Origin of the sequence: Microbacterium proteolyticum (assembly GCF_029639405.1) — a bacterium.
In the GTDB taxonomy this organism is placed as follows: domain Bacteria; phylum Actinomycetota; class Actinomycetes; order Actinomycetales; family Microbacteriaceae; genus Microbacterium.
In genome coordinates this window covers 3,008,506-3,031,210 of record NZ_CP121274.1, presented here as the reverse complement: position 1 = coordinate 3,031,210, position 22,705 = coordinate 3,008,506, and the positions used below count along the sequence as shown (strand labels likewise).

General features: G+C 70.8%; 21 protein-coding genes and 1 tRNA gene. 14 read left to right on the top strand and 8 right to left on the bottom strand.

The window, feature by feature from the left end; translation table 11 throughout:
* Nucleotides 1-88 precede the first annotated feature (88 nt).
* Both P8R59_RS15175 and P8R59_RS15170 read left to right on the top strand, forming a co-directional pair.
* On the top strand, nucleotides 89-1,030 hold the full coding sequence (locus P8R59_RS15175; protein ID WP_278101738.1) for a LysR family transcriptional regulator: 942 nt from the start codon (nucleotides 89-91) through the stop codon (nucleotides 1,028-1,030).
* 144 nt (nucleotides 1,031-1,174) lie between these two features.
* The gene (locus tag P8R59_RS15170; protein ID WP_278101737.1) at nucleotides 1,175-1,600 is read left to right on the top strand and encodes a hypothetical protein; all 426 of its coding nucleotides are present in this window, start codon (nucleotides 1,175-1,177) and stop codon (nucleotides 1,598-1,600) included.
* Between the two features lie 142 nt (nucleotides 1,601-1,742).
* On the opposite strand, the gene P8R59_RS15165 is transcribed toward P8R59_RS15170, so the two are convergent.
* From P8R59_RS15165 to P8R59_RS15145, 5 genes are all read right to left on the bottom strand, one after another.
* Nucleotides 1,743-1,815, bottom strand: a tRNA-Ala gene (locus P8R59_RS15165).
* 42 nt (nucleotides 1,816-1,857) lie between these two features.
* Nucleotides 1,858-2,763, bottom strand: coding sequence for a 3-methyladenine DNA glycosylase (locus P8R59_RS15160; protein ID WP_278101736.1), 906 nt, complete (start codon nucleotides 2,761-2,763; stop codon nucleotides 1,858-1,860).
* Nucleotides 2,760-3,470 carry an SOS response-associated peptidase gene (locus P8R59_RS15155; protein ID WP_278101735.1) on the bottom strand — a complete coding sequence of 237 codons (711 nt, stop codon included), beginning with the start codon at nucleotides 3,468-3,470 and terminating at the stop codon, nucleotides 2,760-2,762. The genes P8R59_RS15160 and P8R59_RS15155 overlap by 4 nt, the downstream gene beginning before the upstream one ends.
* A 216-nt stretch (nucleotides 3,471-3,686) precedes the next feature.
* Complete coding sequence (locus P8R59_RS15150) at nucleotides 3,687-4,718, bottom strand: App1 family protein (RefSeq protein ID WP_278101734.1); 1,032 nt, start codon at nucleotides 4,716-4,718, stop codon at nucleotides 3,687-3,689.
* 5 nt (nucleotides 4,719-4,723) lie between these two features.
* Nucleotides 4,724-5,404 (bottom strand): DedA family protein, encoded by a 681-nt coding sequence (locus P8R59_RS15145; protein WP_077051542.1) that lies wholly within the window; start codon nucleotides 5,402-5,404, stop codon nucleotides 4,724-4,726.
* Nucleotides 5,405-5,446: 42 nt separating this feature from the next.
* Here P8R59_RS15145 and pabB point away from each other — a divergent pair, with 42 nt between their 5' ends.
* Both pabB and leuS read left to right on the top strand, forming a co-directional pair.
* Nucleotides 5,447-6,691, top strand: coding sequence for an aminodeoxychorismate synthase component I (gene pabB / locus P8R59_RS15140; RefSeq protein WP_278101733.1), 1,245 nt, complete (start codon nucleotides 5,447-5,449; stop codon nucleotides 6,689-6,691).
* Nucleotides 6,692-6,782: 91 nt separating this feature from the next.
* Nucleotides 6,783-9,359 (top strand): leucine--tRNA ligase, encoded by a 2,577-nt coding sequence (leuS, locus tag P8R59_RS15135; protein WP_431606860.1) that lies wholly within the window; start codon nucleotides 6,783-6,785, stop codon nucleotides 9,357-9,359.
* 62 nt (nucleotides 9,360-9,421) lie between these two features.
* On the opposite strand, the gene P8R59_RS15130 is transcribed toward leuS, so the two are convergent.
* Complete coding sequence (locus P8R59_RS15130; protein ID WP_278101731.1) at nucleotides 9,422-9,922, bottom strand: DUF2087 domain-containing protein; 501 nt, start codon at nucleotides 9,920-9,922, stop codon at nucleotides 9,422-9,424.
* 107 nt (nucleotides 9,923-10,029) lie between these two features.
* On the opposite strand from P8R59_RS15130, the gene P8R59_RS15125 reads away from it, so the two are divergent.
* The 3 genes from P8R59_RS15125 (at nucleotide 10,030) to holA (ending at nucleotide 14,129) form a co-directional block, all read left to right on the top strand.
* The gene (locus tag P8R59_RS15125; RefSeq protein ID WP_278101730.1) at nucleotides 10,030-10,650 is read left to right on the top strand and encodes a ComEA family DNA-binding protein; all 621 of its coding nucleotides are present in this window, start codon (nucleotides 10,030-10,032) and stop codon (nucleotides 10,648-10,650) included.
* A complete protein-coding gene (locus P8R59_RS15120; RefSeq protein ID WP_278101729.1) occupies nucleotides 10,647-12,953 on the top strand; it encodes a ComEC/Rec2 family competence protein in 2,307 nt (768 codons plus the stop codon). The genes P8R59_RS15125 and P8R59_RS15120 overlap by 4 nt, the downstream gene beginning before the upstream one ends.
* Before the next feature lie 138 nt (nucleotides 12,954-13,091).
* Nucleotides 13,092-14,129: a DNA polymerase III subunit delta gene (holA, locus tag P8R59_RS15115; RefSeq protein WP_278101728.1), complete on the top strand. Its 1,038-nt coding sequence runs from the start codon at nucleotides 13,092-13,094 to the stop codon at nucleotides 14,127-14,129.
* 198 nt (nucleotides 14,130-14,327) lie between these two features.
* On the opposite strand, the gene rpsT is transcribed toward holA, so the two are convergent.
* Together rpsT and P8R59_RS15105 are read right to left on the bottom strand one after the other, a co-directional pair.
* A complete protein-coding gene (rpsT, locus tag P8R59_RS15110) occupies nucleotides 14,328-14,588 on the bottom strand; it encodes a 30S ribosomal protein S20 (RefSeq protein ID WP_077051536.1) in 261 nt (86 codons plus the stop codon).
* Nucleotides 14,589-14,707: 119 nt separating this feature from the next.
* Nucleotides 14,708-15,430 (bottom strand): alpha/beta hydrolase, encoded by a 723-nt coding sequence (locus tag P8R59_RS15105; RefSeq protein WP_278101727.1) that lies wholly within the window; start codon nucleotides 15,428-15,430, stop codon nucleotides 14,708-14,710.
* Between the two features lie 78 nt (nucleotides 15,431-15,508).
* Here P8R59_RS15105 and lepA point away from each other — a divergent pair, with 78 nt between their 5' ends.
* From lepA to P8R59_RS15070, 7 genes are all read left to right on the top strand, one after another.
* Nucleotides 15,509-17,353: a translation elongation factor 4 gene (gene lepA, locus P8R59_RS15100; RefSeq protein ID WP_077051534.1), complete on the top strand. Its 1,845-nt coding sequence runs from the start codon at nucleotides 15,509-15,511 to the stop codon at nucleotides 17,351-17,353.
* A 25-nt stretch (nucleotides 17,354-17,378) separates the two neighbouring features.
* Complete coding sequence (locus P8R59_RS15095) at nucleotides 17,379-18,023, top strand: DUF1990 family protein (protein ID WP_278101726.1); 645 nt, start codon at nucleotides 17,379-17,381, stop codon at nucleotides 18,021-18,023.
* The gene (hemW, locus tag P8R59_RS15090) at nucleotides 18,023-19,240 is read left to right on the top strand and encodes a radical SAM family heme chaperone HemW (protein WP_278101725.1); all 1,218 of its coding nucleotides are present in this window, start codon (nucleotides 18,023-18,025) and stop codon (nucleotides 19,238-19,240) included. Before P8R59_RS15095 ends, hemW begins: the two co-directional genes overlap by 1 nt.
* A gap of 81 nt (nucleotides 19,241-19,321) precedes the next feature.
* Nucleotides 19,322-20,356 (top strand): heat-inducible transcriptional repressor HrcA, encoded by a 1,035-nt coding sequence (gene hrcA / locus P8R59_RS15085; RefSeq protein ID WP_278101724.1) that lies wholly within the window; start codon nucleotides 19,322-19,324, stop codon nucleotides 20,354-20,356.
* 53 nt (nucleotides 20,357-20,409) lie between these two features.
* Complete coding sequence (dnaJ, locus tag P8R59_RS15080) at nucleotides 20,410-21,531, top strand: molecular chaperone DnaJ (protein WP_278101723.1); 1,122 nt, start codon at nucleotides 20,410-20,412, stop codon at nucleotides 21,529-21,531.
* 2 nt (nucleotides 21,532-21,533) lie between these two features.
* A complete protein-coding gene (locus tag P8R59_RS15075) occupies nucleotides 21,534-22,268 on the top strand; it encodes a 16S rRNA (uracil(1498)-N(3))-methyltransferase (RefSeq protein ID WP_278101722.1) in 735 nt (244 codons plus the stop codon).
* 47 nt (nucleotides 22,269-22,315) lie between these two features.
* Nucleotides 22,316-22,663 (top strand): HIT domain-containing protein, encoded by a 348-nt coding sequence (locus P8R59_RS15070; RefSeq protein WP_077051528.1) that lies wholly within the window; start codon nucleotides 22,316-22,318, stop codon nucleotides 22,661-22,663.
* Nucleotides 22,664-22,705 lie beyond the last annotated feature (42 nt).

The following is a 22,705-nucleotide window of genomic DNA, read 5'->3' as shown; positions in this document are numbered from 1 at the left end:
CGCCGCGGTCATCGGTGGGACCATGGTGCTCGCTCGCGGCATCCATCGGGTAATCCGTATGGACTATCCGCGCATATAGTCTTTCCCTATGGCCCGTCGTTCCAGCGGTGTGACGCTGCAGCAGCTCCAGTCCTTCATCGAGGTCGCCGCGGAAGGCTCCATCTCCGCCGCAGCCGATCTGCTCTACGTGTCGCAGCCCACGATGTCGGCCGCGATGAAGGATCTCGAGGCGAAGGTGGGCCGCTCGTTGCTCGTCCGGTCGGCGCGCGGCATCACGCTGACGACCGACGGCGTCGAGTTCCTCGGGTACGCCCGCCAGGTCGTGGAGCAGGTCGCCCTTCTCGAACAGAGGTACCTGGGCGGCCCGGCGTCGCGGCGCCTCCTGGGCGTGTCGGCGCAGCACTACTCGTTCGTCGTCGACGCGTTCGTCCGCATGGTCAAGGCCAGCGGGGCCGAACGATACGAGTTCTCCCTCCGGGAGACGCGGACGTGGGACATCATCGAAGACGTCCGGACGCTGCGCAGTGAACTCGGCATCCTGTACCGCAACGACTTCAACCGCGACGTCATCGACAAGCTCCTGCGCGACTCGGGGCTCACGTTCCATCCGCTGTTCCTCGCCGACCCGCACATCTTCGTCTCGCGGAAGAACCCCCTCGCAGCGCGCGAGCGCGTGACGCTCGACGACCTCGCGGGCCTACCGCGCCTCACATTCGACCAGGGCAACAACAACTCGTTCTACTTCGCCGAGGAGATCCTCTCGACCCTGTCCAGCGAGCAGGAGATCCGCGTCTCCGACCGCGCGACCATCTTCAACCTCATGATCGGCCTCGAGGGATACACGATCTCGACCGGGATCATCAGCGACGACCTCGACCCCGAGATCGTCGCGGTGCCGCTCGACGTCGACGAGCGCATCGAGATCGGGTGGATCGCCCACTCCGCGATCCCGCTCACCGAACAGGCGCAGCGCTACCTCGACGAGGTGCGGGCCGTCGTGCGGGAGTTCGACGTCGTGCTGCTGGGGTAGGGGGGTACGGGCATCCGATCGTGGCCTACCCGCGGCCGGCAGCGGGAGTTCATTGAGGAGTCGGTGCAGCAGGCACGTCGGAGGGCTAGGTTGTCACGACGACACCCACGGAGTGATTCGGTGAGTTCATGAACGGGCAGGGATATGCGAACGAGTACGAGGATTGCCACATTCGCCGCCGGATCGGGTCTCGTGCTCGCGTGTACGGCCTGCTCACCGGAGGCGGCCGTCTACGGCTCCGACGGGGCTGCCGTGAGAGCCGTCAGCAATGACGTCATCGAGGAGGTCACCACCTCCGGGCAGTCCGGAAGGGTATGCGCGGACGCTCCAGTGGACTTCGGGGATCCGACCTCGTGGGACGGCTTGTCGGCCGGCGAGCCGGAGAAGTTCGACGGTGAGCAGTGGGAGGAATATGCCGACCTCTCCCCGACATGGTTCATCAACGTCTCACAGTCACAGCCTGACGAGGGGGCGAGTGGTCGAGAAGTACCTGCGGTTCTCTTCTTCCGCGGCGAGGCCGACGATCTCTGCGTCGCGGGCGTGGCCTTCGGGACGCGAGTCACGTCGTAACCGCTTCTCTGCGACACGAACGACACCCCCGTCCGTTCCGTGACGGTGGACGGAGCGATCGCGTGCTCGCGTTCCCAAATACTGCAAGGTGCCCGGAAACGCAGAATGCCCCGCGAGATCACTCGCGGGGCATTCGATCCGGTGGACCTGAGGGGACTCGAACCCCTGACCCCCTGCATGCCATGCAGGTGCGCTACCAGCTGCGCCACAGGCCCGTTTTCTGTTTTCGCCCCGTTCGAGGCAACTCCATGAGCTTACTACACGGATTCGAGGCGCAGGAAATCGGCTCCACCGGGCGTGTCGTCGCCCTCCGTGACCGCGGCCACGAGCGCTGTCCGCAGCGCCTGCGACCGCTCGCTCAGGCCCCGCTGACGGGCGACGTACTGCGCTTTGCCGTCCGGGGTCTCGATCGCGACGGGGGAGTAGCCCCAGTCGGCGAGGTCGTAGGGCGATGCTTCCATGTCGAGCGTGCGGATGTCGCGTGCCAGCTCGAACGCGTCGAGCAGGATCTCGCCGGGCACGAGCGGGCCGAGCTTCACAGCCCACTTGTAGACGTCCATACCGGCGTGCAGACATCCAGGCTGCTCGACGTCGATCTGCCCCTCACGGGCGAGCGGGGTCCGGTTGCGCGGAACCGCCTCGGGCGTGAAGAACCGGAACGCGTCGAAGTGGGTGCACTTGAGATCGTGCGACTCGACCACGGCGTCCGTGCCGTCGCGCCCGAGACGCAACGGCACCGCGTGGCGCACCTCGTCGGCGCGGTAGGCCATGGCCCACTCGTGCAGCCCGAAGCACCCGAACTGAGCCGGGCGGGCCGCGGTGGCCCGCAGCAGGTTCACTACGCCGCGGTACAGCGAACCGCGGTCGCGGCGGAACGCCTCGGCATCCACCTCCGTCCCGTCCGGCGCGACCCGGTACCAGCGCCAGGACGCCCGCTCGTCGGCCTCGGCGAGCACGATGCCGGGACCGGGATGCCACCGTCGCAGGATCGCCGGCTTGTACGAGTAGTAGGTGAACAGGAAGTCTTCGACCGGATGCTTCTGCCCCCGTGAGGCGCGGGCGCGGTGAGCGGCCGTCAGCGCGTCGGCGCGTTCGGCGTGCGCGTCCGCCCGCACGGTCCACTCCGCGGGCGGAAGCACATCCGTCTCGAGGAGTGCGGTCATTCCACCGGCTCGATGAGGTCGGGGCTGTCGTTGCGGACGTTCCCGACCGCGGACGACACGACATGGTCGTCGAGCGTCTCGGCGACGTCGGGGGCGGCGTCGACCGCGGCATCCAGGATGTCGCCGACGTTCTCGGTCGTCGGGTCGAGCCACGCGTCGGCGAAGTCGGGGTCCATGAACAGCGGCATCCGGTCGTGGATCGACCCGAGGCGGCCGATCGCGTCGCGCGTGAGGATCGTGCAGCTGAGGACCCAACGCGTCGGGTCGTCTTCCGCCTTGGCGGGATCCTTCCACCACTCGTAGAGCCCGGCGAAGAACAGCGGCGACCCGTCGGCGGGGTGAATGTAGTGCGGGGTCTTGCCCGCCTCGGTGGTCTTCCACTCGTAATAGCCGGAGGCGGGGATCACCGCGCGACGCTTGATCAGGGCGTTGCGGAACATCGGCTTGTCTTCGATCTCCTCCGACCGCGCGTTGAACGCCCGCGCGCCGATCTTCACGTCTTTCGCCCAGCCCGGGACGAGCCCCCACCGTGCCACCTCGAGGCGCCGCACGGGCGGCTCGGTCTTCACCGAGTCGAGCACGATCGCCACGGATGCCGTGGGCGCGATGTTGTACGACGGCGGCGGCAGCTCATCGGTCTCGACGTCGACGCGCAGCACCCCCACGAGCTCGGATGCCACATTGGCCACGACGAATCGACCGCACATGCTTCCACCGTACGCGGGGGTTCCGACATCGGCGGCGGCGCGAGCGGGGTTGGGGCCGGCACGGGTCGCCCGGCCGGGCGCAACCTCAGCGATCCGCGCATCCTCAGCCCGGAACCCCGGATGCCACTCACCCGACGCGAATCGCTGAGGTTGCGCAGCCACGCGGCCGCGTCAGCGCTGCTACGCGACGGCGTCAGACGCAGTCACGCGGCGGCGTCAGGCGTCGCCGGCGATGACGCCCACGTCCTCGAGACGCTCGAGGAGTCCGGCGCCGTCGGATTCCGAGACCCACGGGACGTCGGCGGCGGAGTGGTCGTCGACGACCGTGCGGCCACCGGCGAGCACGGCCTCGGCGGGCAGCAGGCGCCGGATGGCGACGGCCGCCACGCTGTCGGGGTGCTCGATCGCGAAGTGCGTGTAGATCGCGTCGTCGTGCTGTCCGTCGTCGCCGACCAGGAGCCACTTCACGTTCGGGAACTCGGTGGCCAGTCGCCGGAGGTTGCCCTCCTTGTGGTCGCGGCCGCTGCGGAACCACCGGTCGTGCGTCGGCCCCCAGTCGGTCAGCAGGAACGCGCCCGCGGGGAAGAGGTGCCGGCGCATGAAGCGCGTGAGCGTCGGCGCCACGTTCCACGCGCCCGTGGAGAGGTAGATCACGGGGGCGCCGGGGTGCTCACGCGAGAGTCGCTCGAGCATCACGGCCATGCCGGGGACGGGCTGGCGGGCGTGCTCGTCGACGACGAACGAGTTCCAGGCGGCGAGCAGCGGGCGGGGGAGAGCCGTGACCATGACGGTGTCGTCGACGTCGCTGACGACGCCGAAACGCACGTCCGAGCCGACGACGAACACCCGGGTCTCGGTCGGTTCGCTGCCCTCGACCGTCATCGTCACGGTCTGCCATCCGGGAGGAAGCGACGCGGGGAGCTTCGCGTCGATGACGCCGCCGCGGTCGGCGACGACCTCGTGCGCGACTCCCTCGATCGTCACCGTGACCTGGGCGTACCCGACCGGGACCGCCGCGAAGCTGCGCCATCCCCTCAGGCTCGCGAAGTCCCCGGTGGACGTGCGCTTGACCGGGGGAGTGATGAGGACGCGGCCGAGGACGCGAACCCACTCCTCAGTCCCGTAGCCAGGGAAGCCGGTGACCGAGGGCCGGAGACCGCGAGCCCGTGCGCGACGCTCGCGCCAGGCATGGAAGCGGTACTCCAGGCGGGCGAACCAGAGCACTTTGGCGCGAGGGGAGCGAGGCATCCCGCTCAGTCTTTCACGTCGTCGCCCGCCGGTTCGAGGGAGTCGTGCTCTTCGGCGAGGTGCCGGCGCTCGATGCGCTCCAGCACCTTCTTGCCGATGTAGACCAGGAGGAGGAAGACGACGATGATCCCGACGAAGACGTATCCGGCGTAGTGGATGCGGTCGGCGAGCTCACGGTAGGTGCCCGCGGCCGTCGCGGCGACGGTGATGTAGAGGCCGGCCCAGACGATGCACGCGGGCGCCGTCCACGCCAGGAACCGTCGGTAGCGGTAGCCGCTCATGCCGACCGTCAGCGGCACGAGCGAGTGCAGCACGGGCAGGAAGCGCGACAGGAAGATGGCGGGGCCCCCGCGACGGCGGAGGTACCGGTCGGCACGCTCCCAGTTGCGGTCGCCAAGCTTCTGCCCCAGACGCGACGCGCGGATACGCGGACCGAAGTAGCGTCCCAGCCAGAAGCCGAGGCTCTCGCCGGCGAGCGACCCGATCACGACGGCCACCCCGAGCAGGATCCCCTCCAGCGGCGAGGCGATCGCCGTGCCCGCGACGATGACGACGGTGTCGCCCGGGACCACGAGACCGACCAGCACGCTGGTCTCCAGCATCATCGCGACTCCGGCGACGAGCGTGCGCACCACGGGGTCGACGTTCTGGACGACGTCGAGCAACCACGTGAGGATCTCGTTCACCTCGCTCAGCCTACGGGCGTCCGCGCGCCCTAGCCTGGGAGCGTGCCGCGTTCTGTCTCCCCGGTCGCCCTGCCGCGGTGGCGCGACCCCGACGACGTCTTCTCCACGCTGTTCGCCACCGCGCCGCACGCGTTCTGGCTGGACGCGGGCCCCGACGCGTCATCGGGCTGGAGCTACCTCGGCACCGGGCATTCCGTCCCCGGCGCAGAGCCCTTGGCGGTGGATGCCACGGCCCACGCGGACCACGATGATCCCGCCTTCCGCGGCGGCTGGGTGGGCTGGATCTCGTACGAGGGCGTCCCCACGTGGCTCCGCGTCGAGGAGATGCTCGCGTTCGACCACGCCGCGCGCCGTGTCTGGGCATTCTCGGCGGCAGGTTCCGCGGAAGAACTCGCGCGCACCGCGGACGGCGCCGGGATCGCTCCGGCGGTCCCGGAGACGGAACACCGGGGCGCGGCATCCGCTCGCCACACACCCGAGGAGTACGCGGATCTCATCGCGGCCTGCCGGGAGCGCATCGCCGACGGCGACGCCTACCAGTTGTGCCTCACCACCAGCTTCCGGCTGTCCGGGACCGTCGACGCCCTCGCCGCATTCCGCCGCCTGCGACGGCAGGCGTCCTCGCACCACGGCGGGTTCGTCCGGCAGGGCGACACGGCGCTCGTGAGCGCGTCGCCCGAAAGGTTCCTCGAGGTGCGCGGGGGCCGCGTCCACACGCATCCGATCAAGGGCACGCGCCCGCGGCATCCGGACCCCGTTCACGACCGCGCCCTCGCCGAAGACCTGCGGACGGATGCCAAGGAGCGCGCCGAGAACGTCATGATCGTCGACCTCATGCGCAACGACCTGTCGCGGGTGTGCGAGCCGTCGTCGGTGGGCGTCGACCGGCTGCTCGAGGTCGAGACGTACCCCACGGTGCATCAGCTCGTCAGCGAGGTCTCGGGCGCCCTCCGCCCCGGGACGACGATCGGCGATCTCGTGACCGCGACGTTCCCGGCCGGGAGCATGACGGGTGCCCCGAAGGCGTCGGCGATGGAGATCCTCGCGGACCTCGAGGACGCCCCGCGCGGGGTCTACTCCGGAGCGTTCGGCTGGATCGGCGACGACGGCGCGGCCGACCTCGCGATGGTGATCCGGAGCATCGTCGTCGAGCCGGATGCCACCTGGGTCGGCGCCGGCGGAGGGATCACGTGGCGGTCGGTCGCGGCATCCGAGGTCGCCGAGGTGGGGATCAAGGCGCGGGCTCCGCTCGCCGCCGTCGGCGCGGTCGTCCCGCCCGGATGGTGAGCGCCCGCCCGCGCCGGAAGGCGTGTCGCGGGGTCCGGTAGCCTGGACGTTGGCCCTTGTGGTCTCCCGACTTTCACGATTGGTCTCACCCGTGTCACAGAACGTTCCTTCCGTGCCGTCCGTCGACGGAGGCTTCGACCCCCATGCGATCCAGGCGAAGTGGCAGCAGGCGTGGGCCGAGAAGGACCCGTTCCGCGCCGGTGGCGACGGCGACACGCGTCCGCGCAAGTACGTGCTCGCCATGTTCCCGTACCCCTCGGGCGACCTCCACATGGGGCACGCCGAGAACTACCTCTACTCCGACATCGTCGCGCGCTTCTGGCGCCACCGCGGCTACAACGTGCTCAACCCCATCGGGTGGGACTCGTTCGGCCTGCCCGCCGAGAACGCGGCCATCAAGCGCGGGGCCGACCCCGTCGAGTGGACGTACGCGAACATCGCGCAGCAGAAGGAGAGCCTGAAGGACTACGGCGTCTCGTTCGACTGGAGCCGGGTGCTCCACACGAGCGACCCCGAGTACTACCGCTGGAACCAGTGGCTGTTCCAGAAGCTGTACGAGAAGGGCCTCGCGTACCGCAAGGACGCGCTCGTGAACTGGGATCCGGTCGACCAGACGGTGCTCGCCAACGAGCAGGTGCTGCCCGACGGCACGAGCGAGCGCAGCGGCGCGGTCGTGGTGAAGAAGAAGCTGACCCAGTGGTTCCTGCGGATCACCGACTACGCCGACCGGCTGCTCGACGACCTGAACCAGCTCGAGGGGTTCTGGCCGCAGAAGGTCATCCAGATGCAGCGCAACTGGATCGGTCGCTCCATCGGCGCGGATATCACCTTCGAGATCGAGGGCCGCGCCGAGAAGATCACGGTGTTCTCCACTCGTCCCGACACCCTCCACGGCGCGACGTTCTTCGTCGTGGCGCCCGAGTCCGACCTCGCGGCCGAGCTCGCGGCATCCGCCGACATCGAGGTGCGGCAGAAGTTCCAGGCGTACCTGCAGGAGGTGCAGCGCGCGACCGACATCGAGCGGCAGGCCACCGACCGTCCGAAGACCGGTGTGTTCCTCGGCCACTACGCGATCAACCCGATCAACGGCGAGAAGCTGCCGATCTGGGCCGCCGACTACGTACTGGCCGACTACGGTCACGGAGCCGTCATGGCCGTGCCCGCGCACGACCAGCGCGACCTCGACTTCGCCCGCGCGTTCGACCTGCCCGTCAAGGTCGTCGTCGACACGAACGCCCCGGTCACGGGTGCGATCCCGGTCATCGAGCTCGACGAGGACGGCGTGCCGATCGACCCGCTGGGCGACGTCGACGACCTCGACCCCGCGAAGACCGGTGTCGCGCTGACCGGCGACGGTCGCATGATCAACTCCGGGTCGCTGAACGGCCTGTCCAAGCGCAACGCGATCGCGCGCATGATCGAGGAGCTCGAGGCGAAGGGCGTGGGCCGCGCCGCCAAGACCTACCGTCTGCGCGACTGGCTCATCTCGCGGCAGCGCTACTGGGGCACGCCGATCCCGATGCTGCACGCCGAGGACGGCACGATCGTGCCCGTGCCCGCGGACGAGCTGCCCGTCGTGCTGCCGTCGGTCGAGGGCCTCGACCTCAAGCCCAAGGGCTCGTCGCCGCTCGGCGCCGCGACCGACTGGGTGGAGGTCACCGACCCCGAGACCGGCCAGAAGATGCGGCGCGACCCCGACACGATGGACACGTTCGTCGACAGCTCGTGGTACTTCCTGCGCTTCCTGTCGCCCAACGACCCGAACGAGGCGTTCTCGCTGCCCGAGGCCCGCAAGTGGGGGCCGGTCGACTTCTACATCGGTGGCGTCGAGCACGCGATCCTGCACCTGCTGTACGCGCGCTTCATCACGAAGGCGCTGTTCGACATGGGCCTGGTGGAGTTCACCGAGCCGTTCTCGAGCCTGATCAACCAGGGCATGGTGATCCTCGACGGCGCCAAGATGTCCAAGAGCAAGGGCAACCTGGTGCTCTTCCAGGAGGAGCTCGACGCCCACGGCGCCGACGCGCTGCGCGTCGCGCTGGCCTTCGCCGGCCCGGTGGAGGACGACAAGGACTGGAACGACGTCTCCACCACGGGAGCGGCGAAGTTCCTCGCGCGCGCCCTGCGCATCGCGCACGACATCGACAGCGAGACCGACGTGGTGTGGGCCGAGGGCGATCAGTCCCTGCGCCGTGTCACGCATCGCCTCCTGGCCGAGGCGCCGAACCTCATCGAGCAGACGAAGTTCAATGTCGTCGTCGCGCGCCTCATGGAGCTCGTCAACGCCACCCGCAAGGCAATCGACGGCTCCGCCGGCACCAGCGACCCCGCCGTCCGCGAGGCGGCGGAGGTCATCGCGATGACCCTCGACCTGTTCGCTCCGCACACCGCGGAGGAGATGTGGCAGACGCTCGGCTACGACGGGTTCGTCGGCCTGCAGACCTGGCGTCAGGCCGACCCGACGCTGCTCGTGGAGGACACCGTGACCGCGGTCGTGCAGATCGACGGCAAGGTGCGCGGCACGCTCGAGGTCTCGGCCAAGATCGGCGCCGACGCGCTCGAGGCCGCCGCTCGCGCCGACGAGAAGGTGCGGCGGGCACTGGGTGACCGTGAGATCGTGCGTGCGGTCGTGCGTCCGCCCAAGGTGGTCAGCTTCTCGACGAAGTAGTTCTTCGTTCCGGATGCCACGTCCCGCCGCTCCACGGAGTGCGGGGACGTGGCATCCGTCGTTCAGGGACGCGCCAGGGCGTACTCGGTGCCGGCGCGCGTGCGCTCGATCAGACCCTCGTCGACCAGGTAGCGGCGGATCGCGGCGACGTCGTCGACGATGTCGGCGAGCCGGTCGTTGATCTGGCGCTCGGTGAGGCGTTCGCCGTCGGCGAGGACCCGGGATGCCACGGCGGCGAGGACCTCGCGTCGGTCGCCGGCCCGTGAGGGGTAGTCCGTGAGGCGGCCCTCGGTGAAGAACCGGTCGACGCCGGTCGGGCGTGCGGCACGGGGTGCGGCTTTCAGGGCATCGGCGAAGACCGTCGGCGAGGCGGAGTAGCCCTCGGGCGTCTCGGCGAGGAGCCCGGCCGAGGTGAGCGCCGTGACGACCCGGCGGGCACGCGCGGGCGTCAGGGCGTCGAGGGTGGGGGTGGCCGACTCGCCGAGGACCACGCGGGCGTACACCTCGCGAGCGGAGTCGTCGGCCAGCGCGGCGAGAATGGCGCGCCAGGCGTTCTCGTTCATCCCTCCAGGCTAGGCGCGAGTCCTCCCCAGCAGAGTGATTCCGCGGACTGTCCACCGTTCGGGCTTCTCGGCTCCGGGCCCGTGGTCCGACTTCGTAGCGTGCTCGGGTGGCCACCGTCCCCGACACCGATACGCCGTCGCCCCGGCTGCCTCCGCGCCGGCGGCTCGGCGTGGGGGCAGTGATCGTGCTGGTGCTGCTCGCCTTCGCGGTGACGGTGGGCATCGGGATCTTCCGCGGCGCGACGGGCGCAGAGACGGTGACGGCGTCGTCCACACCGGCTCCGGACGGGAGCGGGGCGCCCGCCGCCGGCGTGTACGTTCACGTCGCCGGCGCTGTCCGCGCGGCCGGCCTCTACCGTCTCGAGGTCGGCGACCGGGTCGCGGATGCCATCGCCCGAGCGGGCGGATTCGCCGACGACGCCGCCCGGGACGGGGTGAACCTGGCGCGCACCGTGACCGATGGGGAGCAGATCGTCGTCCCCGTTGTCGGGGCCGAGCCGACAACCGCGGCGGCGAGCGGCAGCGCCGCCGCGGCCGGTCCGCTCGACCTCAACACCGCAACGCGAGAGCAACTCGACGCTCTGCCCCGGATCGGTCCGGCATTGGCCGACCGCATCCTCGCCTGGCGTGAGGAGAACGGCCGCTTCACGAGCGTGGACGACCTGGGATCGGTTCCCGGCATCGGCGACAAGATGCTCGCGAGCCTGCGCGATCTGGTGCGCGTATGAGCGAGCGGAAGGCCCTCCGGAGGCGGGCGTGGCGAACGGTCGCCGTGGCGGTCGGCACGTGGACCGCGGCGGCCGTCACGACCGCGACGCCGGAGGCGTGGACGGTGGCTGTCGGTCTCGGTCTGGCCGCCACGGCCGTCGGTGCCGTCTTCGTCCGGTTCCGGCATCCGCCCCTGCTGGTCGCGACGGTCGCGTTGGCGTGCGCCGCCGCCACGGGAGGGACGGCCGCCGCGCTCGTCCCCACGCGCCAGGCCGTCGCCGACCTCGAGGTGAACGGAGGTCGTCATCTGCGCGTGACCGCCACCGTCACCGGGCATGTGTCGGGCAGCGCCGACGGCGGGGCGTGGTTCGACGCGACGGTGACGAGCGTCTCCGCGGGCCAGACCACCGTGCGCGGCGTGATCCCCGCGCGGATCGGTGTCGACGCCGACGGGCGAGAGCGTCTGTCCGCCGCCGGGCAGGGGAGTGAGGTCGTGGTGTCCGGGCGGGCGATCCCGGCCGATCCGGCCGAACGGGCGATCCTCGTGCTCCGGGCCGGCGACGTGGACCGCGCCCCTCCGCCGCAGGGTATGTGGGCGGCGTTCGAGGATCTGCGCGACGGGCTCGTCGCCTCGACCCGAGGACTCCCGCAACCCGGGGCCGGCCTCATCCCCGGGCTGGCCGTGGGCGACACGTCGAGTCTCGACCCCGTCACCGAGACGGCGATGAAAGCGTCCTCGCTCTCACACCTCACCGCGGTGTCCGGAGCCAACTGCGCCCTCGTGGTCGGTGCGGCCTTCGCACTCCTGGCCGCGTGCGGCGCGCGTCGATGGGTCCGGGTGACCGGCGCCCTCCTGGTGCTCGCGGGGTTCGTCGTCCTCGTCACGCCCGAGCCGAGCGTGGTGCGGGCCGCGGCGATGAGCGCGATCGGCATCCTGGCCCTCGGGTTCGGCAGACCCACGGTCGGGATCGCCGTCCTCGCCGCCGCGGTCACCGCGCTCCTCGTCGCCGACCCGTGGCTGTGCCGATCCCTCGGTTTCGCGCTGTCGACCGCGGCCACCGCCGCTCTCCTCGTGCTCGCCCGCCCTCTGGCCGACGGACTCGGACGATGGATGCCGCGCCCTCTCGCACTCGCCCTGGCGGTGCCGACGTCGGCACAGCTGGTGTGCGGCCCGCTCATCGTGCTGATCGACCCGCACGTGCCGCTGTTGGGCATCGCGGCGAACCTGCTCGCCGACCCGGCGGCGGCGCCCGCGACGATCGCCGGCGCGCTCGCGTGCGTCGCGCCGTTCCCGTGGCTGCGCGACGGGCTGACGGCTCTGGCGTGGATCCCCGCCGCGTGGATCGCCGGGGTCGCGCACACGACGGCGTCGTCGACGGCGCAGAACCTCCCCTGGCCGGACGGTCTCCCGGGGGCGGCCCTCCTCGCGGTGATCGGTGCCGCGATCGCGGTCGCCGTCACGCGCCCGCGGCGGGTGCCGCGACTGACCGCGCTCGCCACCCTGGTCGTCGCGATCCTCGTCGGCGCGGCCGGGGGGACGAGCACGATCCGCACGGTCGCGGGCCCCCTCACCGTGCCGACGACATGGCAGGTGGCCATGTGCGACGTCGGGCAGGGGGATGCCACGCTCTGGCGCTCCGGCGACGCCGTGGCGCTCGTCGACACCGGTCCAGAACCCGAACCGCTCGCCGCGTGCCTTCAGACGTTCGGGATCGATCGCCTCGACCTGGTCGTCCTCACGCACTTCGACAAGGATCACGTCGGCGGTTCCGATGCCATCCTCGGGAAGGCGGATGTGGTGGTGCACGGACCCACCGGCGAAGCCGCCGACCAGAGGCTGCTCGACCGGTTCTCCACCGGTGGCGCCCGCGTGATCGCCGCCACCATCGGGATGACGGGACAGGTCGGCGACACCCGCTGGCAGGCTCTCGGCCCACTCCCGGGCATGGAGCCGGGCAACGACGCCAGCGTCGCGATCGACGTCACGGGCGCGGGATTCCCCCGCACCGTGATGCTGGGCGACCTCGGAGCCGATCCCCAAGCCGCTCTGCTCCGCCGCATCGACGTTCCCCGCGTCGAGATCGTGAAGGTGTCCCACCACGGCAGCGCCGACCAGGACCCCGCCCTCTACGAGCGTCTCCACGCCGACCTCGGGCTCATCGGCGTCGGCGCGGGGAACACGTACGGGCATCCGACGGAGCATCTTCTCGACATCCTGCGGGCGAACGGGACGGTCGCTGCCCGCACCGACACCGACGGCATCCTCGCGGTCTGGCGCGGCGACGAAGGGAAGCTGACGCTGTGGCGCCAGCGGGCGCCGTGATCGCGCCGGCGCTGCGGGGCCGGGTGCCAGCCGGGCGCGGCCGTGGCGGCGCCGCGAACCTCCGGGCGCGGAACAGCCACTGCCGGGAGGGGCCGCGCCCCCGGCATCCGTGTCCGACCCGGTCGGTAGGCTGGGGGAGTGACCCCGGCACCCCGACGCTCCGCCCCCGCGAAGGCCAAGTCGGCGATCCCGCAGATCGGCTGGCGCACCCCGCAGCCCGCGCCGATCGTGCTCGTCTCGGGTCCTGAAGAGGTATGCGCCGAGCGCGCGATCGCGGGCGTCCGCGAGTTCCTCAAGAGCGAAGATCCGAGCCTCGAGGTCACCGATGTCCGCGCCGACGACTACACGGCCGGAACGCTGCTGGGCGTCACATCACCCTCGCTGTTCGGCGAACCGCGCCTGGTGCGCGTCGGCGGCGTCGAGAAGTGCTCCGACACGTTCCTCACCGAGGCACTCGCCTACATCGAGCATCCTCAAGACGGCGCGACGGTCGTCCTGCGGCACACCGGCGCGAGCGTCCGCGGCAAGAAGCTCCTGGATGCCATCCGTGCCGGCCAGGGGAACGGCATCGAGATCGCGTGCCCCGCGATCAAGCGCGACTCCGACCGTTTCGACTTCGCCGTCGGCGAGTTCAAGGCCGCGCAGAAGAAAATCGCCCCGGTCGCGCTGCGCTCCCTCGTCTCGGCGTTCGCCGACGACCTCACCGAGCTCGCCGCCGCGTGCCAGCAGCTGATCGCCGACGTCCCCGGCGACATCGACGAGCGGACCGTCGAGCGCTACTACGGCGGCCGCGTCGAGACCTCCGCGTTCACCGTGGCCGACACGGCGATCGCCGGTCACTACGGCCAGGCCCTTCTCGCACTGCGGCACGCCCTGGCATCCGGGGCCGACCCCGTCCCTCTGGTCGCCGCGGTCGCGATGAAGCTGCGCACGATGGCGCGCGTCGCCGGCAACCGCGAATCGTCGGGCGCGCTGGCACAGCGCCTCGGCATGAAGGACTGGCAGGTCGACCGCGCGCGCCGCGACCTCGTCGGCTGGAGCGCCACGACCCTCGGCATGGCGATCCACGCCACCGCGCGCGCCGACGCCGAGGTGAAGGGGGCTTCGCGCGACGCGGTCTTCGCCCTCGAGCGCATGATCACGATCATCGCGACCCGCCAGCCCTACGGCCGCTGACCGCGCCCGACTCTGATCGCGGGTCCGACGAAGCCGAGCTGGCCGAGGCGGCCACGGTTTGGGGCGCGATCTGCCGTCTGGGGCGCGGCATTCCTCGCCCCGAATGGAATCTCGCGCCCCAAATCCGCACCGCACCCCACGCCCGGAAACGACGAAGCCCGCCCCGCGATGCGGGACGGGCTGTCGAAAGGATGCGGCTCAGAGAGCGGCGACCTGCTTCGCGATGGCCGACTTGCGGTTCGCGGCCTGGTTCTGGTGGATGACACCCTTGCTCACGGCCTTGTCGAGCTTCTTGCCGGCGAGGACGAGCGCCTTCTCGGCGGCTTCCTTGTCACCGGCGAGGACGGCCTCGCGCGTGCGACGCACGTGCGTGCGCAGCTCGCTCTTGACGGCCTTGTTGCGCTCGCGCGCCTTCTCGTTGGTCTTGTTGCGCTTGATCTGCGACTTGATGTTCGCCACGTTCGACGGTCTTTCGTTTGAGTGAGTGTTGGAAGTGCCGGCCGAGCGGTAGAGGGGCGCTGTACCGGCGATCGTGGAGGTCGGGAAAAACCCCACACGCAAGCCAAGGACCGAGTCTATCAGGTCGTGGCTTCCACCGTGGTGAGCGCCACGTCGAGCAGCGCGTTGAACACCCGCGGGCGCATCGCCGTGACGAGGTGCGTCGTGCGGGGCACCACGATCAACTCCGCATCCCGCGCGATCGACGTGAAGAGCTTCTCATTGGCCCGCAGCTGATCCCACTGCCCGTTGACGAACCACATCGGCACGTCGATCCGACGCAGGGCCGCCAGCAGGTCGAGCACCGACAACGACGCCAGCGCGGTGTCCTGCGCGTCGAAGGCGTATCCGCCCGCACCGAAGTCGTGCCGCGTCTCGGTGGGCAGCGTCCGGTTGAGCACGTAGTTGGTCAGCCCGAGGCCCCGATCGGGCAGGCCGTCGAACCGCCGCGCGAGGAAGCGGTACGCCGCGAGCCCGACCCCGCGCGGGATCGAGGTGCAGGACGCCGCGATGAACGCCGCGACCGGCGGGGGATCCTCGCGCCCGACGTAGTCGATGCACAGCAGCCCGCCCATCGAGTGCCCGACGAGGAGGACGGGACCCCGGGTCGCGGCATCCTGAACCGCTCTGTCGATCGTCGCGAACGCCTCGTCGAGCGTGAAGACCTCGCCGCGGCGGGTTCCGTGCCCCGGCAGATCCACCGCGGTGACCGGGTTGCCGCGTTCCCGCAGGTGCTCGACCTGGGCCCGCCACATGGTCGCGGACGTCCGGATGCCGTGCACGAGCACGACCTGGACCGTCATGGCATCCAGCCTACGAACATCGCCTTTGCAGCGGCTCGGGACGGGGATGTCGCCGGTCGCCCGTAGAATCGACGGAACATGTCACCGCGCGCCCTGAAGCCCCTCGAGCCGTCCGCCACCCCGCCGGCGCAGATCCGCAACTTCTGCATCATCGCCCACATCGACCACGGCAAGTCGACGTTGGCCGACCGCATGCTGCAGATCACCGGCGTCGTCAGCGACCGCGACATGCGCGCGCAGTACCTCGACCGCATGGACATCGAGCGCGAGCGCGGCATCACGATCAAGTCGCAGGCGGTGCGGATGCCGTGGGCGATCGACGGCGAGACGTTCGCCCTGAACATGATCGACACGCCCGGCCACGTCGACTTCACGTACGAGGTCAGCCGCTCGCTCGCCGCGTGCGAGGGCGCGATCCTCCTCGTCGACGCCGCGCAGGGCATCGAGGCGCAGACGCTCGCGAACCTCTACCTCGCGCTCGAGAACGATCTGACGATCATCCCGGTGCTCAACAAGATCGACCTCCCGGCGGCCGATCCCGAGAAGTACGCGGCCGAACTCGCGGGTCTCATCGGCGGCAAACCGGAAGACGTGCTGCGGGTGAGCGGCAAGACGGGCATGGGAGTCGAAGAGCTGCTCGACCTCATCGTCGAGAAGATCCCGGCCCCGGTCGGCAAGGCCGACGCCCCGGCCCGCGCGATGATCTTCGACTCCGTGTACGACGCGTACCGCGGTGTGGTGACGTACGTCCGCATGGTCGACGGCGCGCTGTCGCCGCGCGAACGCATCCAGATGATGTCGACGACAGCGACGCACGAACTGCTGGAGATCGGTGTCTCGAGCCCCGAGCCGGTGCCCACCAAGGGTCTCGGCGTCGGTGAGGTCGGCTACCTGATCACCGGTGTGAAGGACGTGCGGCAGTCCAAGGTCGGCGACACGATCACCAACCACCGCAAGCCCGCCACCGAGGCCCTCGCCGGATACACCGACCCGAAGCCCATGGTCTTCTCGGGCATCTACCCGATCGACGGCAGCGACTACGCGGAGCTGCGCGAAGCCCTCGACAAGCTCAAGCTCTCCGACGCCTCGCTGCAATACGAGCCCGAGACCTCGGTCGCGCTCGGCTTCGGCTTCCGCGCCGGCTTCCTGGGGCTCCTGCACCTCGAGATCATCACCGAGCGCCTCTCGCGCGAGTTCGGCCTCGACCTCATCACCACCGCCCCGTCGGTGACGTACGAGGTCACCACCGACACGGGCGAGACGGTCTCGGTCACCAACCCCAGCGAGTACCCCGACGGTCGCGTCGCCTCGGTGTCCGAGCCGATCGTGAAGGTCGGCATCCTGCTGCCGAAGGACTACGTCGGAACGGTCATGGAGCTGTGCCAGTCGCGCCGCGGCACGCTGCTCGGCATGGACTACCTCAGCGAAGACCGCGTCGAGCTGCGGTACAACATGCCGCTCGGCGAGATCGTCTTCGACTTCTTCGACCATCTGAAGAGCCGCACGCAGGGCTACGCGAGCCTCGACTACGAACCGGCCGGTCAGCAGACCGCCGACCTGGTCAAGGTCGACATCCTGCTGCAGGGCGAGAAGGTGGATGCCTTCAGCTCGATCGTCCACCGCGAGAAGGCCTACGCGTACGGCACGCTGATGGCCGAGCGCCTGCGCAAGCTCATTCCCCGGCAGCAGTTCGAGGTGCCCATCCAGGCCGCGATCGGTGCGCGCATCATCGCGCGCGAGACCATCCGCGCGATCCGCAAGGACGTGCTCGCCAAGTGCTACGGCGGTGACATCACCCGTAAGCGCAAGCTGCTCGAGAAGCAGAAGGAAGGCAAGAAGCGCATGAAGATGGTGGGCCGCGTCGAGGTGCCGCAGGAGGCGTTCATCGCCGCCCTGTCCGGCGACGTCGAGACCAAGAAGTAGCGCTTACAACCGAGAGGGGTGGATCATGCGCCGGCAGAACTTCACCGACGACACGGTCGACTACGCGGCGGTCGGCGCCACCCAGGCGCACGACCTGATGCAGTATCCGCCGGAGCACTCGGTGCCCGCCGAGGACGCGTGGCGGATCGGCAGCGGCGAGGAGCGGTTCGTCGCGGCGGGCGAGCTCCTGCTGTCGTGGGCACCACTGCGGTCCGAGGAGCTGAGCATCAGCGACGTGCGCCCGGCGGCCGACGGCGGCTACTCGGGCGTCGGTTTCGATGCGGAGGGCGCCCCGATCGCTCCCAGCCGTCTCGAGTCCGAGCAGCGGTTCGCCGCCGACGGGACGCCCTTCGTCCGCCCCGGCACGAGCGTCCGCGTGCACGGCAAGGTCGACGGCCACCGCGCCGACGCCCACCTGCGCGTGATCTCGGTGTTCGAAGAGCCGCGGCGCGTGGGCTACATCCTCGGCACCGTCGGACACTCGATCGTCAGCGGCGAGGAACTGTTCTCGGTCGAGTGGCGCAACAACGACGAGGTGTGGTTCGTCGTGCGGGCCTTCGACCGCCCCACGGCGCCGTCGTACCGGGTCTTCCTCGGTCTCGTGCGCCGTCGCCGGCGGGCGCTGTTCCAGCGGTACCTGCGGGCGATCTCGCCGCTGTACACCTCCTGATGGGCGGACCGCTCCCACTCGGCGATCCGGCCCCCGTCGACGGGCGACTGCCCGACGACCTGCCGCTCGATCCCGCCGCCGACTTCGGCGTGTACCTGCACGTCCCGTTCTGCCGGGTGCGCTGCGGCTACTGCGACTTCAACACCTACACGTCGAGCGAGCTCCGCGGTGCGCGCCAGGAGGACTTCGCCGACACGCTGGCCGCCGAGGTGCGCCTGGCGGGCGGGGTGATGGATGCCGCGGGCGGGCGGCGTGCGGCATCCACCGTGTTCTTCGGGGGCGGCACCCCCACGCTGCTGCCGCCGGGGGATCTGGCACGGATGCTGGGGACCGTGCGCGACGAGTTCGGCATCGCCGACGGTGCCGAGGTGACGGTGGAGGCGAACCCCGACACCGTCGACGACCGCGTCGCCGAGACGCTGGCGGCGGCGGGCGTGACCCGGCTGTCGATCGGGATGCAGTCCGCGCAGCCGCACGTCCTGGCGGTGCTCGACCGCACCCACGACCCGCGCAACGTCGCGACGGCGGTCGCGTCGGCTCGCCGCGCGGGCCTCGACGTGTCGCTCGATCTCATCTACGGCGCGCCGGGGGAGTCGCTCGACGACTGGCGCGCGTCGCTCGAGACGGCGACGGCGCTGCGGCCCGATCACGTCTCGGCGTACGCGCTGATCGTCGAGGACGGCACGAAGCTCGCCCGGCAGATCCGCTCCGGCGTCGTGGCGATGCCGGATGACGACCTGCAGGCCGACATGTACGAGCTCGCCGACGACCTCCTCGGCGGTGCCGGCTACGACTGGTACGAGGTGTCGAACTGGGCGACCGACACGGCCCGCCGCTCGCGGCACAACCTCGCATACTGGCGCGGCACCGACTGGTGGGGCTTTGGCCCGGGCGCGCACAGCCACGTCGCCGGACTCCGGTGGTGGAACGTGAAGCATCCCGCGGCGTACGCGCAGCGCCTGGCCGCGGGGGAGTCGCCGGCCGCGGCACGCGAGCGGCCGGACGAGACCGCACGGCGCCTCGAGTCCGTGCTCCTGCGCAGCCGGATCCGCGAGGGGTTGCCGGTGTCCGAACTCCTCGGCGCGGGCCGGAAGGCCGTGGCATCCCTCATCGCCGACGGCCTCGTCGAAGGGCAGGATGCCGTGCGCGGGCGCATCGTGCTCACGCGTCGGGGCCGGCTGCTCGCCGACGCCGTCGTCCGCGCCCTCACCGCCTGAGCGCGCTTCCGGCTCCACGGCGGGCGGGTGCTCTAGAATTGGCACTCAGGTGACCGGAGTGCCAGGAGGAGGGAGCCGGCCATGGTGTCCGAACGCGGCTTGCAAGTGCTCCGCGCGATCGTCCAGGACTACGTCGACACGCGCGAACCCGTCGGCAGCAAGGCGATCGTCGAGCGGCACGCCTTCGGGGTGTCGGCGGCGACGATCCGCAACGACATGGCGCTGCTGGAGGACGAAGACCTCATCGTCGCTCCCCACACGTCGTCGGGGCGCGTGCCGACCGACAAGGGCTACCGCGTCTTCGTCGACCACCTCGCCGAGCTCCGCCCGCTGTCTTCGGCGCAGCGGAGCGCCATCACGTCCTTCCTCGACGAGGCCGGCGACCTCGACGACCTTCTCGCGCGGACGGTGCGCGCGCTGACGCAGCTGACCGGCCAGGTCGCGATCGTGCAGTATCCCTCGTTCGCCCGCGCGAACCTCTCGCACGTGGAGCTGGTCGCCCTCGGCGGCCCCCGTGTGCTCGTCATCCTCGTCACCGACACCGGCCGCGTCTCCCAGCGGATCGCCCTGGTCCCGTTCGAGCCGTCCGAGGGCGACATCGTCCAGCTGCGGGCGCGGGTGGGCGCGCTGCTCGTGGGCCGCAGCGTCGCCGACTGCGCGCAGACGGTCGCGACGACCGACGCGCCGCGACCCGGCAATGCGCTCGACGCGATCGCAGACGCGGTGCTCCGCGTCGTCGGCGAAGAGCTCGAGGAGTTCCGTCAGGACCGCCTGGTCATGGCGGGCGCGGCGACCCTCGCCAAGCGCGAATCCGACTTCCGCGGCAGCATCTACCCGCTTCTCGAGGCCATCGAGGAACAGGTCACGCTGCTGCGGCTCATGACCGAGATGGTGGCCGACGAGCAGGGTCTTTCGGCCAGCATCGGCCGCGAGAACGAACCGTTCGGTCTGGTGGAGGCATCCGTCCTCGCGAGCCGGTACGACGGTTCCGCGGGCGGCGCGCGCGTGGGCCTGCTGGGCCCCATGCGCATGGACTACTCCTCCAACCTCGCGGCGGTCCGCGCCGTCGCGCACTACCTCACCCGGATGCTCGAAGACGACGACACCGCTCGTTGACGAGAACCGCACGGAAACGGAACGACCCCGCGTGAGCGGGCAGGAAGGCGATTGTGGCTGACCACTACGAGGTCCTCGGCGTCGCGCGCGACGCCGGCCCCGACGACATCAAGCGTGCGTACCGGCGTCTCGCGCGCGAGCTCCACCCGGACGTGAACCCCGGCGAGGACGCGTCCGAGCGGTTCAAGCTCGTCACCCACGCCTACGACGTGCTGAGCGATCCCGAGCAGCGTCGCCGCTACGACATGGGCGGCGACCAGAACCCGTTCGGCGGCGGCGGAGCGGCCGGCTTCGGCGGCTTCAGCGACATCTTCGAGACGTTCTTCGGCGGCGCGCAGGGCGGGGGCGGGCGCGGCCCGCGTCCCCGGTCCCGCCGCGAACGCGGGCAGGACGCTCTGGTCCGCGTCACGCTCGAGCTCGGCGACGTCGTCTTCGGCGTGCACCGCGACCTCGAGGTCGACACCGCGGTCCTGTGCGAGACCTGCCAGGGCGCGTGCACGCAGCCCGGGACGAGCGAGGTGACCTGCGACATCTGCCACGGGTCGGGGCACGTGCAGCGCACGGTCCGCAGCCTCCTCGGCAACGTCGTGACGAGCCAGCCCTGCAGCGTCTGCCAGGGCCACGGCACGACGATCCCGTACCCCTGCGGAACCTGCCAGGGTCAGGGGCGCGTCCGCGCCCGCCGCACGGTGTCGGTCGACATCCCCGCCGGCGTCGAGACGGGCCTGCGCCTGCAGCTCCCCGGCTCGGGCGAGGTCGGTCCCGCGGGCGGCCCGAACGGCGACCTCTACCTCGAGATCACCGTCGAGTCGCACGACGCCTTCAGCCGCGAGGGCGACGACCTGCTCGCGACCCTCGAGGTCTCGATGCCGGATGCCATCCTCGGCACCGCCACGACGATCGAGTCGCTCGACGGCAGCGTCGACCTCGAGGTGCGACCGGGCGTGCAGTCCGGCGACGTGCTGACGATCAAGGGCCGGGGCATCACGCCGCTGCGCGGCAGCCAGCGCGGCGATCTGAAGATCGGCGTGCACGTGGTGACCCCGACGCGACTGGACCACAAGGAGCGCGCCCTCATCGAGGAGTTCGCCAAGCGCACGAAGGCCCCCCAGCCGCGCCTGGCCGAGCACCAGCAGGGCCTGTTCTCGAAATTCCGCGACCGCTTCCGGCACTGATCGTGGCGCTGCACTTCGTCACGGACGACGCGGCGGCCGCGGGGATCGGCGACGCCGTCGTGCTGACCGGTCCGGAGGCGCACCACGCCGCCGCGGTCCGGCGCGTGCGCGTCGACGAGGCGGTGACGCTCGGCGACGGACGCGGAGTGTGGCTCGACGGTGTCGTGACGGCCGCGACGCCCAAGCAGGTGGACGTGCGGATCACCGCGCGCGACGAGGTTCCCGCGCCGTCGCCGCGCATCGTCCTCGTGCAGGCGCTCGCGAAGGGCGACCGGGACGAGCTCGCGGTGCAGGCGGCGACCGAGCTGGGAGTCGACGCGATCGTCCCCTGGCAGGCCGCGCGGAGCGTCTCGCGGTGGGATGCCAAGGCCGAGAAGGGCCTCGCCCGCTGGCGCACGATCGTCCGCGAGGCGGCGAAGCAGGCGCATCGTGCGTGGATCCCCGAGGTCGAGGGCATCGCACGTCTGTCGGATCTGGTCGCGCGGGCGGGCGACGCGCACGTCCTCGTGTTGGAGCCGTCCGCCGTCGAGAGGCTGACCGCCGTGGCATCCGATTCGTCCGACGATCGTGACGTCGTGCTCGTCGTGGGCCCCGAGGGCGGCATCGCGCCCGAGGAGCTCGACGCGCTGCGGGCGGCGGGTGCCCGGCTCGTCCGCCTCGGCGACACGGTGCTGCGCACCTCGACCGCGGGCGCGGCGGCGATCTCCGTGCTCTCCGCCGCGACGGGACGCTGGTAGCGCCTCCTCCCGGCCCGGCGTCGGACCCCGTCGATAGACTGGATGCCATGACCGAGCCGTCGATCTTCACGCGCATCCTCCAGGGCGAGATCCCCGCCGAGATCGTCGCCGAGACCGAGAACGCCTTCGCGATCCGCGACATCGCGCCGCAGGCGCCGGTGCACCTGCTGGTGATCCCCAAGACCGAGCAGTACCGCAACGTCGTGGAGCTGGCCGCCGGCGACCCCGACCTTCTGACCGAGATCGTGGGGCTCGCGAACTCCGTGGCCGCCGAGCACGCCGACGGCGACTTCCGACTCGTCTTCAACACCGGCGCCGGTGCCGGTCAGACGGTCTTCCATGTACACGCCCACGTTCTCGCGGGCGGACTGAACGAAAAGAGCACGGGTGGCTGATTCCCCCGAAGAACCCGTCGTCGAGCGTCTGTACGCCGACGG